Consider the following 12270-nt stretch of genomic DNA (forward strand, 5'->3'; position numbering starts at 1 on the left):
ATCTTGCCTTCCTTGGTGAAGGAGATTTCCTTGTCGCGGCCTTCGATGCGCTCCTGGACCCAGGCCTTTTCGGCCGGGTCGGCGATGTGCATGTACTGGACGCCGATATTGCCGCAGTAGGTACGGCGCACGATCTGGATGATTTCACGCAGGCTCGCCGATTCGAGGCCCAGCACGCCGTCGATGAAGATCGGGCGGTCCATGTCGGCGGCGCCGAAGCCCCAGTATTCCGGGGTCAGTTCCGGGTTCTGGCCCGGCTGCTCGATACCCAGCGGGTCGAGATTGGCCTGCAGGTGGCCGCGGATACGGAAGGCGCGGATCAGCATCAGGGCCCGGATCGAGTCGCGCGAGGCGGCCTGAAGTTCGGCCTGCGACGCGGGCTTGCCCGAGGCTTCGGCTTTCTGGGCGATACCCTTTTCGACCTTGGCCTGCACCGCCGGCCAGAAGCCGTCCATGGCGGAGATGTTCTCATCGCGGGGGGCGGGAACATCGGAGCCCCACGAACCGGCTTCGGCATTGGCCTTGACCGTATCGGGCTTGTCCATCAGGGAGTCAAAGAAGGCCCGCCACTCGGGGGGCACGGAGTTGGGGTCTTGTGCCCACTTCTCCTGCATCATCTCTATGAACACCGCATTGGCGCCGTAGAGGAAGGAGGTCTCCGCGAAGACCTGGTTCAGCCGGCCGGAATCGTCCGCCATTTTATGTACCGCTCAGACGGCCAATTACGACACCGTCTGCCTTTCCATTCCTAAATGTGACCAAGGCCAATTACGACACCTTGGTTTATGCTTTTCCACCTGACAGCCGCCATCTTCATAGCGACCGCCTAGCGGCTACTCTTTCTTGCGCCCGGCGGGATTTCACGTGGAAACCCCGCCTGAGCGAACTCTTTTTGCCTACAGTCCTTTCAGGACCTTCAGCAGGGTCTCACCCAACGCGGCCGGCGACGGCGCGACGCGGATGCCCGCGGCTTCCATAGCCGCGATCTTGTCTTCGGCCCCGCCCTTGCCACCGGAGATGATGGCGCCGGCATGGCCCATGCGGCGGCCCGGAGGCGCCGTGCGGCCCGCGATGAAGCCGGCCATGGGCTTAATACGGCCCTTCTTGGCTTCGTCGCGCAGGAACTGCGCCGCGTCTTCTTCGGCCTGGCCGCCGATTTCGCCGATCATGATGATCGACTTGGTGGCGTCGTCGGCCAAAAACATCTCGAGCACGTCGATGAATTCGGTGCCCTTGACGGGGTCGCCGCCGATGCCCACAGCCGTGGTCTGGCCGAGGCCGGCATTGGTCGTCTGGAACACGGCTTCATAGGTCAGCGTGCCCGAACGTGATACCACACCGACGCTGCCCGGGCTAAAGATATTTCCCGGCATGATGCCGATCTTGCACTGGTTCGGCGTCAGGACGCCGGGGCAGTTCGGCCCGATCAGGCGTGACTTGGAACCCTGCAAAGCCTTCTTCACCTTGACCATGTCCAGCACCGGAATGCCTTCGGTGATGCAGACGATCAGTTCCATCTCGGCTTCGATCGCTTCCAGGATGGAATCGGCGGCGAAGGGGGGCGGAACGTAGATGGCGGTGGCGGTGGCGCCGGTGCGGTCCTTCGCCTCGGCGACGGTGTCATAGACCGGCAGACCGACATGGGTCTGGCCGCCCTTGCCGGGGGTGACGCCGCCGACCATCTTGGTGCCGTAGGCGATGGCCTGTTCGGTGTGGAAGGTGCCTTGCGAGCCGGTGAGGCCCTGGCAGATGACCTTGGTTTCGGAATTGATCAGAACGGACATAAAACTTAACCCTTCACAGCCTTGACGATCTTGGCCGCGGCATCGGCCAGGTCGTCGGCGGCAATGACGTTCAGGCCGCTTTCATTGAGAATTTTCTTGCCGAGTTCGACATTGGTGCCTTCCAGGCGCACGACCAGCGGCACCTTCAGCCCGACTTCCTTGACGGCCACGATCACGCCCTGGGCGATGATGTCGCACTTCATGATGCCGCCGAAGATGTTGACCAGGATGCCCTTCACCTTGGGATCGGACGTGATGATCTTGAAGGCTGCCGTGACCTTTTCGGTCGTGGCGCCGCCGCCAACGTCGAGGAAGTTGGCGGGCTCGGAACCGTACAGCTTGATGATGTCCAGCGTGGCCATGGCCAGGCCGGCGCCGTTGACCATGCAGCCGATTTCACCGTCCAGCGCGATGTAGCTGAGGTCGAACTTCGAGGCTTCGATTTCCTTCTCGTCCTCTTCGGTCACGTCGCGCAGCTCGACGATGTCCGGATGACGGAACAGGGCGTTGCCGTCGAACGAGCACTTGGCATCCAGCACCAGCAGACGCTGGTCGCCGGTGATGATCAGCGGGTTGATCTCCAACATGTCCATGTCCTTGGCCACGAAGGCGGCGTACAGCTGCGACAGCAGCTTGGCGCCCTGCTTGGCCAGGTCACCCTTCAGGCCAAGAGCCTGGGCCAAGGCACGGTGGTGGGTCGGCCACACGCCGGTCGCCGGGTCGATCGTGAAGGAGTGGATCTTTTCGGGGGTGTCGTGAGCGACGTCTTCGATGCTCATACCGCCTTCGGTCGAGGCAACGACCGAGACCTTGGACGAGACGCGGTCGACCAGAAGCGACAGGTAAAGTTCCTTCTGGATGTCGGCGCCTTCTTCGATGTACAGGCGGTTGACCTGCTTGCCGGCGACGCCGGTCTGGATGGTCACCAGGACGCGGCCCAGCATCTCATCGGCATTGCTCTTGACGTCGTCCGGGCTCTTGACGACGCGGACGCCGCCCTTGGCGTCGGGGCCCAGGCCTTCGAAGCGGCCCTTGCCGCGGCCGCCGGCATGGATCTGCGACTTGACCACGAATACCTTCGAGCCGGCCTCCTTGGCCAGGGTCTCGGCGGCCTTCTTGGCTTCCTGAGGTGAATAGGCGGGGAAGCCGCGCGGAACGGCGACGCCGAACTCCTTGAGGACGGCCTTGGCTTGGTGTTCGTGAATGTTCATGGAACCGGTCTTGACAGAGTGTGAATGAACGGCAGAGCCCGCCCGTCCAATTCATACAAATTGAGCGTGAGTGGCTCTGATGTTGTGGTTAGACATCAGGGCGAACGCCGTTGCTCGTCCATCGATCGCGCGCTTTATAATGAGGTGGGGGACTTTGTGCAACCGCTCAGTCACAGAAAATTGACCCGCATCACGAATTTTCTCCGCAACGCGAGTCCATATTTTATAAGCAATGGTAGCGCTAACTATTGGGCCGCAAGCAAAGACAGCGCTGTCAGGCAAAAAAGATGTGCCACATGGCCCGGCCTGGCAAAAAGGTGAAAACGCCGGCGATGACCAGCCCGCCGATATACAGCCCGAGCGCCTGGCCGCGATGGCCCTTCACGTTGTGCCGCCGCGCCTCCCACACCAGGCGGACCAGGCCGATCAGGGTCAGAACCGACAGGATATGGATGAAGCTGAAGCTGCCGGGATTGATTTCGCGGATAAAGAAGCTGGAGGTCGCCACGGTGAACATGGCGATGACCCAGGCCCAACCGATGACCCGGTGGGGGATGGTGCCCTTGGGTCCGATCAGTTGCCAGGTGGCCACGGCGAAGGCCGCCACGGCAGCCAGCAGGTGGATCTGGATCACCGGTGACAGGCGGGCAAGTACGCTGAAGTCGGGCCAGTGAGGGTGAGCAAAGGCGTCGAGCAGGTCCATGAGGCGTCTTCCTTTTTCAGATCGGATGCCGCATAACCACCACACACCCTCATTTTCGTCCGGCCTGATGCGCGACTCGACTCCTTCCCTTCGTGAAATGCCTGCACCTGCCGTTCACGCTTCGCCAGTGGCGGCCCTGTTGGCGTCGCCGTGGTTTCGCGGAATCCTGATTGCCCTGGCCATGGCCGGCTTCCTGACCTTTTTCAGCGCCGCCGGAACGGGTGAGATGGGCTGGCCGCTGCGCTTGGCCTACTGGGTCACGGTGATGGCGGCGGGCAGCGTTGTGTCAAGCATCGTCGGCATCCTGCTCGACAACCAGACGCGGCTGAACACCTGGCAGGAAGTCGCCATCATGCTGGCGATCATTATCCCGTTGATCAGCATAACGGTGTGGCTGATCACGGCCGGATTCGAGCAGCAAACCCCGCAATTCTGGCGCCTGCCCTATTTCGTTCCGCCGGTCGCCATCATTTCGGCGGTCATGACGTTCCTGCATTTCCAGGTCAACCACACCCCCGTCCAGAGCCACGCCTTTCCGGAGGCGCGCATGGCCGAACCGGGCGAGACCTTCCGCGAACGGCTGGGGTTCAAATACCGCCACGCCGATATCCTGGCCCTGTCGGCGGAGGACCACTATCTGCGGGTCCACACCTCCGCAGGCGAGACACTGATTTTGATGCGGTTGTACGACGCCATCCGCGAACTGGACGGCATCGAGGGGTCGCAGATCCACCGATCGTGGTGGGTGGCCAAGGAAGCGGTAGCCGACGTACGCAAGAGCGACGGTAAGATGAGCCTGGTTTTGAAAAACGGCCTGCCGGCGCCGGTCAGCCGCAGCTATGCCAAGGCCTTGAAAAGCGACGGCTGGCTGTAGGAGCTTATCCCACCGCCGGAACAGGTTTGAATCGCGCCCGGTCGGCCTTGGCGATCGCCTTATCCAGGGCCGTGACATACTCATCCCGCAGATCCTGCAGATAGGGCCGTGTCACCGACATCAGCGCCGTTCGCCGCGCCACAAGTTCGTCATACTGCGCGCCATCATTGTCCAGCATGGCCTCGGGCGTCGTGGTCACAAATTCCAGCCGATGGCAATCCTCGGTCAAGGCCGTGTCCAGGAACGCCTCCGGCTGGGTTTTGATCGCCCGGCCGAAACTGTGCGCCAGGGCGCCATCGGCGCCGGCGCTGTCACCGATCAGGTTGTTGGACGCCATCGCCAGACGTACCGCCAGCAGATTGCCTTCACGCATTCGGCCGGTGAGGCCGTCGATCATCGCCGCCGTCAAATTTTCAGACTCACGGCAGCCCGGCTTAAGGCAAGCCTCCGCCGACTTCAGTGCCTCGCGGAAGGAAGCTTCCGTGGGTTTTTCAATGAAGGCGTTCAACCGCCATGCGGTGATCGGTCCTTCCGCCGAACAGGCGGTCAGGCACACCAGTGCCGCTATCGAAACCAGCCGTTTCATCCCTGCCCCGGACGAAGAGTGAAAGGGCAGATGTAGCCTTACCGGCCGGTTTCGGCAACGGTTTTTGTGATCACGCCGTTCTCGCCAGGAGGCTATCCAGTTTGGTGAAGCTGCCGCGCCAGCCGACAGGGTTACCCAGCGCCACATGGGCGTCGCGCACCAGGGCCAGCGGGAAGGTCTGACGGACCGTTACACGGGTGCCCGCGTCCGAATCCGCAAAGGTGATTCGCGTCGGGACCGGCCCGCCGACATAGTCGGCCTCATCGCCGCCCAGCTCCACAAACTTGCCGCGGATCATGGCATGCCATTCCGGCGGATGGCGCTCGACCTGCATGATCATGACCAGCAGCTCGTTCTCGACGACCTCGCCGAACTCCCCCAGCACAGGATAGTCGTTACCCTTGCCGTCATGCATGATCAGGCTGAGCGCCCCGCCCGGCCGGACGTCGACCTCGACGGTCGTGGTCAGACCTTCCGGTCCCCACCAGGCCGCCAGCATCTGCGGATCGCTCCAGGCCCGATATACCAGGGCGCGCGGGGCGGCGAAGTCGCGGACCAGGATCAGGTCGTTCGCTTCGGTCGTGAGTTCTGTGTCAAACATAGGTTTTGTCCAGATAAGCGGCCAGGCCTTCGAGCAGGCCTTTCGTGCCCTCAATGCGGTTGTCGAGGTGGTCGGAACCGTCCAGGAAGACGATCTGTTCGCGCAGCTTCAGGTGCGTGCCGCCGCTGACCTCGGAAAACTCCAGGGTCTGCTGCGACACGGTGATCATCTTGCCGTTCAGCCACATGGGATAGGAGATGATGATCCGCTCATCCGGCACGATCTGGATATAGCGGGTATCGTTCTCGATCACCGGCCCGTCTTTGCCCGGACGCCCGCGATAATATTCGCGCCCACCTTCGCGGAAATCGAATGTGTATTCTTCGACGATCCAGTTCTCGGTATCGCCGAACCAGGCCTTCTTGGCCTCATGGCTGGCGAAGGCGAAGAAGACCAGATTGCGCGCGTGGGCGAAGTCGCGTTCGAGAACAAAGGTATGGTCGTTGGCAGTGCGGGTCATCACATCAGCTCCCCGGTGCTGATCATCCAGTGGTGGCCGTAGCGGTCGGTGCACATGCCGAAGCCCTTGGACCAGAAGGTCTCGCCGAACGGCATATAGGGAAGTCCACCCTCGACCAGGGCGTTGTAGACACGCCGCGCATCTTCGATATCCGTATAGTTCAGGTTGATGTTGACCCCGACCGGCTTCTTGTACATGTCACCCGGCGCGTCGGCGCCCATGATGTGGTCCTTGCCGATCGTCAGCGTGGCGTGGAGGATGGCGTCGCCCCAGGAGTCGGGCACCTGATCCTTCATCGGCGAGTCGGCATGCGACATCATGAAGGTGATTTCGCCGCGCAAAACCTCAGCATAGAAGGCGAAGGCTTCGCGGCAATTACCGTTGAAAGCCAGGTGGGGTGTGATCTGGACGGTCATGGTCTAACCCTTTTGCGCTTGGGATTCGATGAAGGTGGCGGCAGCATCGAGCATGTAGCGGCTGCCCATTTCGCGGTCTTCCGGCGTCGGATAGCCGTCGAGATGGACGATCTGCTCGGTGAACCTGATCAGGGTGCGGGCACCCGCCGGGATGAACTCGACACTGGCCAGCGACACCGAAATCTTCTTGCCGTTCACATACATGTCGAAGGCATAGATGATCCGGCTGTCCGCCACGATGTCATGGTAGCGGCACTGGAAATCGCTCTCCTTGCCGTCCGGAAAGCGGCCATGGGCGCGCTCGATGCCGCCCGGGCGAAAGTCGAACTGGCGGTCGAGCAGGGTCCAGCCGGCAGGGCCGACGAACCATTGCGCCTTGGCGTCGGCATCGGCCCAGGCGAAGAAGGCAAGCGCGGGGGGAGCATCCACCTCCCGCTCGATGACGAAGGTGTGGTGATGGGTCGAATAGGTCATGGGTTTAACCTTGAGGTTTGACGGCAACCGGCTGGGCGGTTTGGCCGGGACGGATCGGAAGGGGCTGGCAGGCTGGCCGCTGGGAAGGTGATCCCTGCACGGCCAGGGCTGACAAGCCGAGTAACAGACGGGTCATGACGTGGCGTTTTCCTGGTCCACGAGTTTCGCCGTCTCGGGATCTTCCGAGAGGGTTTTGAGATTTTTCAGGCCGGCTTCGAAATCCTTGCCAACCAGGTCGTCCATATTGAACAGGGTACCCATCACTTTGACGGGGAAGGGTTGCGGGCCGGTCATGATCCAAGTCAGCACCTGGCCGTCACCCTGCGGCTGGAGGATGAATTCGGCGATATTCTTGGCCGTGAACGGCTTGATGAAGTCGAGCTTGATGGCGATTTTCGACGCCGTACGCTCCAGGATCTCCATGCGGCCGGCCCCGGCCTTGCCGGTGCCGCGCCATTCATAGATGGCGCCGACGCCTGCGTCCGCACCGCTGTAGGTGCGGTGCAGATCCGGGTCCAGCGCTTCCCACGGCGACCAGGCCCGCCATTTTTGGAAGTCCTCGACGTGGCTGAGAACGGTGTCGGCCGGCGCCGCTATGGTGGCGGAGCGCTGGATGCGCGAGGTGTTGGACTTGGTGGCCGCGACGATCAGCACGGCGGCGATCGCCGAACCGACCAGGATGAGCAAAATGATACCCATGTTCAGCCTCCCCTGACCTGCTTGAGGTAGGTTTCGAGCTTGGCGAAGGTACCGCCGAAGCCGGCCGTCATACTCGCATGCCCAGCCTTGAATACGGCGCGCTCCTCCGGCGTAGCGTTGATCGGCCACGACCTGCTGAACAGTACCGTTTTGCCGTCCTTGGGCGTGAAGGTCTGTTCCGCCAGCACCTCTAACGGCCACATCGGCGCCATGGGGTGGCGCACCGGCTGGCCGGCCTCGTTACAGAAGGAGACGACATAGACGAGGCGCGTGATCGGTTCGACCTCGCGGTAGACCCATTTGCCCCAGGTGGTCATGCCGGCCATGCCCATGCCGTAGAAGAACAATCCGCCGGGCTTGACCTCAAGAGTCTTGACGACCAGGTCCATGCCGGCCGGGCCGAACCAGCTTGCGACATGGTCCTTATGGGTCCACACGTCCCACATCAATTCGGGCGCGGCGTCGAAAACCCGGCTCATGACGAAGACCTCGTCTTCGGCGGCGGGAGCGTCTTTCTGGGTGGCGGTCATTGGGCATCTCCGTTGAGAAAGGCTTCGAGGCGGTCGAAATTCTGTTCATTGGCGGCCTCGAGAAACTCGGCCAGGTCGCTGTTGGACCCCGGCACAAAATCCATCCGCCAGGTCAGTTCGGTGCCGTCGCCATCGGGCATGAAATACATGGCCATGGTGAAGTCATGCATCGGCTGATAGTGGCGGAAGACCACCCGGTGCGGCGGCGCGATATCGAGAAATTCCTTGGCGTTCTCGAAGGCGGTGCCGTTTTCGTTGGTCATGGTGATGCGGAACGCCCCCCCCGGCCGGAAATCGAACGTGTCGACCACATTGGTAAAACCGTGCGGGCCCCACCACAGGATCAGCTTGGCCGGATCAGCGAAGGCGTCGAACACCTTCTCCGGCGTGAAGGCCAGGTGGCGGGTATTCTTTACCGTAAAGCCGTTATCATTGCTTGGGCTGTCCATTCCCGGTCTCCTTTGCAGCGGCATCCGCCTGCAGTTTTTTCAAATAGTCCGCCAGGCAGTCGAAGCGGGCTTCCCAGAGCTCCCTGTAAAGCAGCCACCACATGGCAAATTCCTTTAATGCACTTCGCCATCAGGCTTGAGCGTTTTCAGGTACGCATCGAGGCGGTCGAACCTCTGCTCCCACATCTTGCGGTACTCACCCAGCCACGCGTCCACCTGTTTCAGCGGTTCGGGCTCCAGCTTGCACGGGCGCCACTGCTTGGTGCGCGAGCGTGAAATCAGCCCGGCCTTTTCCAGCACCTTCAGATGCTTGGAGACGGCGGGAAGGCTCATCTGAAACGGTTCGGCCAGTTCATTGACCGTGGTTTCGCCCAGGCTGAGCCGCGCCAGGATCGCCCGGCGCGTCGGATCGGCAAGGGCGTTCAAGGTCAGGCTGAGGGGGTCTTCGGTCATACGCGGGCTACTTTTTCTTTTTGGCGGCGCGGGCCGCTTCGATCTCAAGATTTTCGGCCACCCGGGCTTCGACGATCGCCGTCAGCACCGCCTCCGGGATCAGCTTGTCCGGTGTGAACCGGATGGTGCCGGGCGAGGTGCTGAACCCCTTTAAGTCTTCCTTGAACCGCTCCAGCACCTTAGGGCTCATGCCGTAGAAGGCGCAGTGTTTCGCCGCCGCGCCAAACGACACCAGAGGCCCGTGCCACTTGTAGTTCGGCACGCCGTAGCTGATCATCTCCACAGCGTCGAGCGCCGTAGCGCGTATCAGCCGGCGCACGCGCTGCAAGGCCTCGGCAAAATCCGGCCGCAACGGGGCCAGATAGGCATCGACATCCGGAACAGCGGTCTTGCTTCGCATCTATTTAACTCGTTTGTTAAATAACTTCTCGGTTAAGTACTCTTCAGACGATAAGGAGTCAACAGACTTTTTGACAGTCCGCACCGGCGGGTTTAAATTGCCGTGAAATCGGAGGGGGAAGCATCATGCGCATCGTGCCGGCACTGGTTTTGACGGGTGTTCTGGCTTTGACCGGCATGGCCCATGCGGCCATTGATCCCAATCTCGTCGCTGCGGCCAAGGCTTCCGTGGTCACCATCAATATTAACGGAAATTCCAACACGACGCTGGATTTGCCCGGTTTGGATTTTGCGGGATCGCAAGACGCCTCACCGCAAAAGCCCCATATTCGCAGTTCGGGCAGCGGGTTTGTCATCGACCAGACGCTTGGCCTGATTGTCACTGCAGACTTCGTGCTGGAAAATGCCGCTGATATCTACGTCCAAACCGCCGACGGCCGCGGCTTGGCGGCAACTGTGGTTGGTCGCGATGCGCTGTCGGGCGTGGCGGTACTTAAGGTGGCCGACACCAGCCTGCTGGCGCTACCCTTTTGTCCGGCGCCTCCGCACGTCGGCGACGACGCTTTCCTGATCGGCAATCCTTATAGCCTGGGCATTCTGGTGACCAGCGGCATAGTCGCCGGGACCGACATCGACGTTCAGGATGAGGACATGTCGCCGCTGCTGGTGCTGGATTTGGTGATGCATAAAGGCACGGCCGGCGGCCCGGTGCTGTCGCCGCAGGGCTGTGTTACTGGCATGGCGGTCGCTCAGTTCGGCAGTACCGGCTACGGCGGGGTGGGCACCCTGGGCATGGCCATTCCGGCGGCTCAGGTCAAGGCCATCAGCCAGACGCTCATCACCTCCGGAAAGATCACGCGCGGCTGGATCGGAATTTCGCTGTTCGAGGAAGACCTGACCATGTCCCAGGTGACGCCAGGCAGCCCGGCCGACAAGGCGGGGCTGAAGGCGGGCGACCTTATCCTCAGCTACGACGGAATCGAAGGCACCACCTTTGACGCCCTTCGCCGCCATATCGCCGCCAAGCCGCTCGGTTCGGAACTGGTGCTGAAGATCAAACGCTTCCCCAATGACGATCTGACCCTTACCGTCCCGATTGTGGCGGCACCGGAAGACTCAGGTCAGCGTTAAAACCGCTTCCGGTTCTCGCGCCACTCGTCCCGTGTCTGGCCCCAGATGTCGGTGACATGCGCGGCATAGGGATCGGGCAGTTTGCCCGGGCCGCGATTTGCAGAACCCAGCTTGCATGCCACGCCCTGAGAGGCGATATTGTCCGGCGCGATTGTATGGATCACGTCGTCCCAGCCCAGCACATCACAGGCAAAATCCATGCAAGCTACAGCCGCTTCGGTGGCATAGCCGCCGCGCCACCATTTGGCGTTCAGACCCCAGCCGACCTCGCGCCCCGGCCAGCCCTCAGGATAGAGCGGCCCGATCCGCCCCATCCACTCACCGGTCGCCTTGTTCAGCACGCTGAACATGTGAAACTCGTCCAGTGCCCAGCCGCCGGCATAGACGCGAAAACTGCGCCAGGCGATCGGACGCGAACTGACGCCACCGATATGGCGCGTCACCTCCGGATCGGCGGAAAAAGCGGCAAAAGCGTCGAAATCCTGCTTCATCGGCGGACGCAGGATCAAACGCGGCGTTTCGAGAGTCGGGCCAAGCGGCGAGGTCGTGATCATGCCGCTGAGTTAAGCGCGCACGCGCCCAGGGTCAAGGCGCGCCTTATGCCAGGCCTCGCGCGTCTGCCCCCACAGTTCGCGAACCCCCAGGGGTGGCGGCAGCTCGACCAGGTCAAGCCGGACGGAACCCAGCTTGCGCGCAACCGACTGCGAGGCATGATGATCCGGCGGTACGGCATGGACGACCTCATCCCAACCCAGGGCATCGAAGACGAAATCCAGGCAAGCCGCGGCGGCTTCCGTGGCATAGCCCTGACCCCACCAACGAGAGGCCAGCCCCCAGCCGACCTCCGTCAAGCCGTCATGGCGACGCGGACCGACCCGCCCCATCCAGTCGCCGCTCTCGCGATGAATCACGCTGAAACCATGGAACCCTTCGCGCTTCCAGGCGGCGATTGAATTGCGAAGCGCGGTAAACACCTGTTCGCGCGACCGGACGCCGCCGTTATGGCGCATGACGTCGGGGTCGGCGCCATAGGCGGCCCACGCTTCCAGATCCGCGATCACGGCCGGCCGCAGGATCAGCCGCGGCGTTTCCAGAACCGGTGTCAAACGTCGCGTTCTTCGATCGTCCGGCCGGTACGGCGGTCGACATAGACGAAGCGCGTCACGGCGTGGGCGCTGCCCCCGCTCCACGCGCCAAGGCCGATCAGGAAGCCCAGATCGTACCACCGCCCGACATTGGGGAAAGCGTACATCCGCACCGTGTCGCTGAACAGGCTGATCACGAAACTGATCGGCGCCAGCAGGCCGTCTATCAACCCGCGAACCAGGCCCGGGTCCGACGGTGCCCCCATGGGCCGGGTGGCGCAGGACGCCAGAACCACCAGGGCGGCAACCCCCAAGCCAGCTAGAACTATCTTCCTCATCGCTCAGCCCTCCGTTTTGACTCAACCGACTATAGTCCGAGCCTGCCCTCGCGAAAATAAAAAAGCCGCCCTGTTTT

20 protein-coding genes are annotated in these 12270 nt (G+C 62.1%); 2 read left to right on the forward strand and 18 right to left on the reverse strand.

Annotated elements, in window-relative coordinates; all coding sequences use genetic code 11:
• From ABAC460_RS0125365 to ABAC460_RS47540, 4 genes are all read right to left on the reverse strand, one after another.
• The coding region (locus tag ABAC460_RS0125365) for a 2-oxoglutarate dehydrogenase E1 subunit family protein (protein WP_031237620.1) at window positions 1–698 on the reverse strand (698 nt) is incomplete at its 3' end.
• 198 nt (window positions 699–896) lie between these two features.
• A complete protein-coding gene (gene sucD / locus ABAC460_RS47530) occupies window positions 897–1784 on the reverse strand; it encodes a succinate--CoA ligase subunit alpha (protein ID WP_023455969.1) in 888 nt (295 codons plus the stop codon).
• A gap of 5 nt (window positions 1785–1789) precedes the next feature.
• Window positions 1790–2995, reverse strand: a complete 1206-nt coding sequence (gene sucC, locus ABAC460_RS47535; protein ID WP_023455970.1) for an ADP-forming succinate--CoA ligase subunit beta — start codon at window positions 2993–2995, stop codon at window positions 1790–1792.
• Window positions 2996–3269: 274 nt separating this feature from the next.
• Window positions 3270–3698, reverse strand: a complete 429-nt coding sequence (locus ABAC460_RS47540; protein ID WP_023455971.1) for a DUF2306 domain-containing protein — start codon at window positions 3696–3698, stop codon at window positions 3270–3272.
• Between the two features lie 127 nt (window positions 3699–3825).
• On the opposite strand from ABAC460_RS47540, the gene ABAC460_RS47545 reads away from it, so the two are divergent.
• Window positions 3826–4572: a LytTR family DNA-binding domain-containing protein gene (locus ABAC460_RS47545; RefSeq protein ID WP_023455972.1), complete on the forward strand. Its 747-nt coding sequence runs from the start codon at window positions 3826–3828 to the stop codon at window positions 4570–4572.
• A gap of 4 nt (window positions 4573–4576) precedes the next feature.
• Here the strand turns inward: ABAC460_RS47545 and ABAC460_RS47550 are convergent, their stop codons facing one another.
• From ABAC460_RS47550 to ABAC460_RS47595, 11 genes are all read right to left on the reverse strand, one after another.
• Window positions 4577–5158, reverse strand: a complete 582-nt coding sequence (locus ABAC460_RS47550) for a hypothetical protein (protein ID WP_023455973.1) — start codon at window positions 5156–5158, stop codon at window positions 4577–4579.
• 70 nt (window positions 5159–5228) lie between these two features.
• The gene (locus ABAC460_RS47555; RefSeq protein ID WP_023455974.1) at window positions 5229–5759 is read right to left on the reverse strand and encodes an SRPBCC family protein; all 531 of its coding nucleotides are present in this window, start codon (window positions 5757–5759) and stop codon (window positions 5229–5231) included.
• Complete coding sequence (locus ABAC460_RS47560; protein WP_023455975.1) at window positions 5752–6219, reverse strand: SRPBCC family protein; 468 nt, start codon at window positions 6217–6219, stop codon at window positions 5752–5754. Before ABAC460_RS47560 ends, ABAC460_RS47555 begins: the two co-directional genes overlap by 8 nt.
• The gene (locus ABAC460_RS47565; protein WP_023455976.1) at window positions 6219–6635 is read right to left on the reverse strand and encodes a VOC family protein; all 417 of its coding nucleotides are present in this window, start codon (window positions 6633–6635) and stop codon (window positions 6219–6221) included. The genes ABAC460_RS47560 and ABAC460_RS47565 overlap by 1 nt, the downstream gene beginning before the upstream one ends.
• A 3-nt stretch (window positions 6636–6638) precedes the next feature.
• Window positions 6639–7109 carry an SRPBCC domain-containing protein gene (locus ABAC460_RS47570; protein ID WP_023455977.1) on the reverse strand — a complete coding sequence of 157 codons (471 nt, stop codon included), beginning with the start codon at window positions 7107–7109 and terminating at the stop codon, window positions 6639–6641.
• A gap of 132 nt (window positions 7110–7241) precedes the next feature.
• Window positions 7242–7808 (reverse strand): SRPBCC family protein, encoded by a 567-nt coding sequence (locus ABAC460_RS47575; protein ID WP_023455978.1) that lies wholly within the window; start codon window positions 7806–7808, stop codon window positions 7242–7244.
• Window positions 7809–7810: 2 nt separating this feature from the next.
• Window positions 7811–8338 (reverse strand): SRPBCC family protein, encoded by a 528-nt coding sequence (locus tag ABAC460_RS47580; protein WP_023455979.1) that lies wholly within the window; start codon window positions 8336–8338, stop codon window positions 7811–7813.
• Window positions 8335–8787, reverse strand: a complete 453-nt coding sequence (locus ABAC460_RS47585) for an SRPBCC domain-containing protein (protein WP_023455980.1) — start codon at window positions 8785–8787, stop codon at window positions 8335–8337. Before ABAC460_RS47585 ends, ABAC460_RS47580 begins: the two co-directional genes overlap by 4 nt.
• Window positions 8768–8890, reverse strand: a complete 123-nt coding sequence (locus tag ABAC460_RS51085; protein ID WP_023455981.1) for a hypothetical protein — start codon at window positions 8888–8890, stop codon at window positions 8768–8770. Before ABAC460_RS51085 ends, ABAC460_RS47585 begins: the two co-directional genes overlap by 20 nt.
• Before the next feature lie 11 nt (window positions 8891–8901).
• Window positions 8902–9240 (reverse strand): ArsR/SmtB family transcription factor, encoded by a 339-nt coding sequence (locus tag ABAC460_RS47590; RefSeq protein ID WP_023455982.1) that lies wholly within the window; start codon window positions 9238–9240, stop codon window positions 8902–8904.
• A 7-nt stretch (window positions 9241–9247) separates the two neighbouring features.
• On the reverse strand, window positions 9248–9640 hold the full coding sequence (locus tag ABAC460_RS47595) for an iron chaperone (protein WP_023455983.1): 393 nt from the start codon (window positions 9638–9640) through the stop codon (window positions 9248–9250).
• A gap of 125 nt (window positions 9641–9765) precedes the next feature.
• Between ABAC460_RS47595 and ABAC460_RS47600 the strand changes: the two genes are divergently transcribed.
• Window positions 9766–10770: a S1C family serine protease gene (locus ABAC460_RS47600; RefSeq protein WP_023455984.1), complete on the forward strand. Its 1005-nt coding sequence runs from the start codon at window positions 9766–9768 to the stop codon at window positions 10768–10770.
• Here the strand turns inward: ABAC460_RS47600 and ABAC460_RS47605 are convergent.
• The 3 genes from ABAC460_RS47605 to ABAC460_RS47615 are packed head-to-tail and all read right to left on the reverse strand — an operon-like array spanning window position 10767 to window position 12193.
• Window positions 10767–11324 (reverse strand): GNAT family N-acetyltransferase, encoded by a 558-nt coding sequence (locus ABAC460_RS47605; protein ID WP_023455985.1) that lies wholly within the window; start codon window positions 11322–11324, stop codon window positions 10767–10769. The genes ABAC460_RS47600 and ABAC460_RS47605 overlap by 4 nt on opposite strands.
• 9 nt (window positions 11325–11333) lie before the next feature.
• The gene (locus ABAC460_RS47610; RefSeq protein WP_023455986.1) at window positions 11334–11876 is read right to left on the reverse strand and encodes a GNAT family N-acetyltransferase; all 543 of its coding nucleotides are present in this window, start codon (window positions 11874–11876) and stop codon (window positions 11334–11336) included.
• Window positions 11873–12193 (reverse strand): hypothetical protein, encoded by a 321-nt coding sequence (locus ABAC460_RS47615; protein ID WP_031237628.1) that lies wholly within the window; start codon window positions 12191–12193, stop codon window positions 11873–11875. The genes ABAC460_RS47610 and ABAC460_RS47615 overlap by 4 nt, the downstream gene beginning before the upstream one ends.
• Between the last annotated feature and the right edge of the window lie 77 nt (window positions 12194–12270).

The organism is Asticcacaulis sp. AC460, assembly GCF_000495795.1.
In the GTDB taxonomy this organism is placed as follows: domain Bacteria; phylum Pseudomonadota; class Alphaproteobacteria; order Caulobacterales; family Caulobacteraceae; genus Asticcacaulis.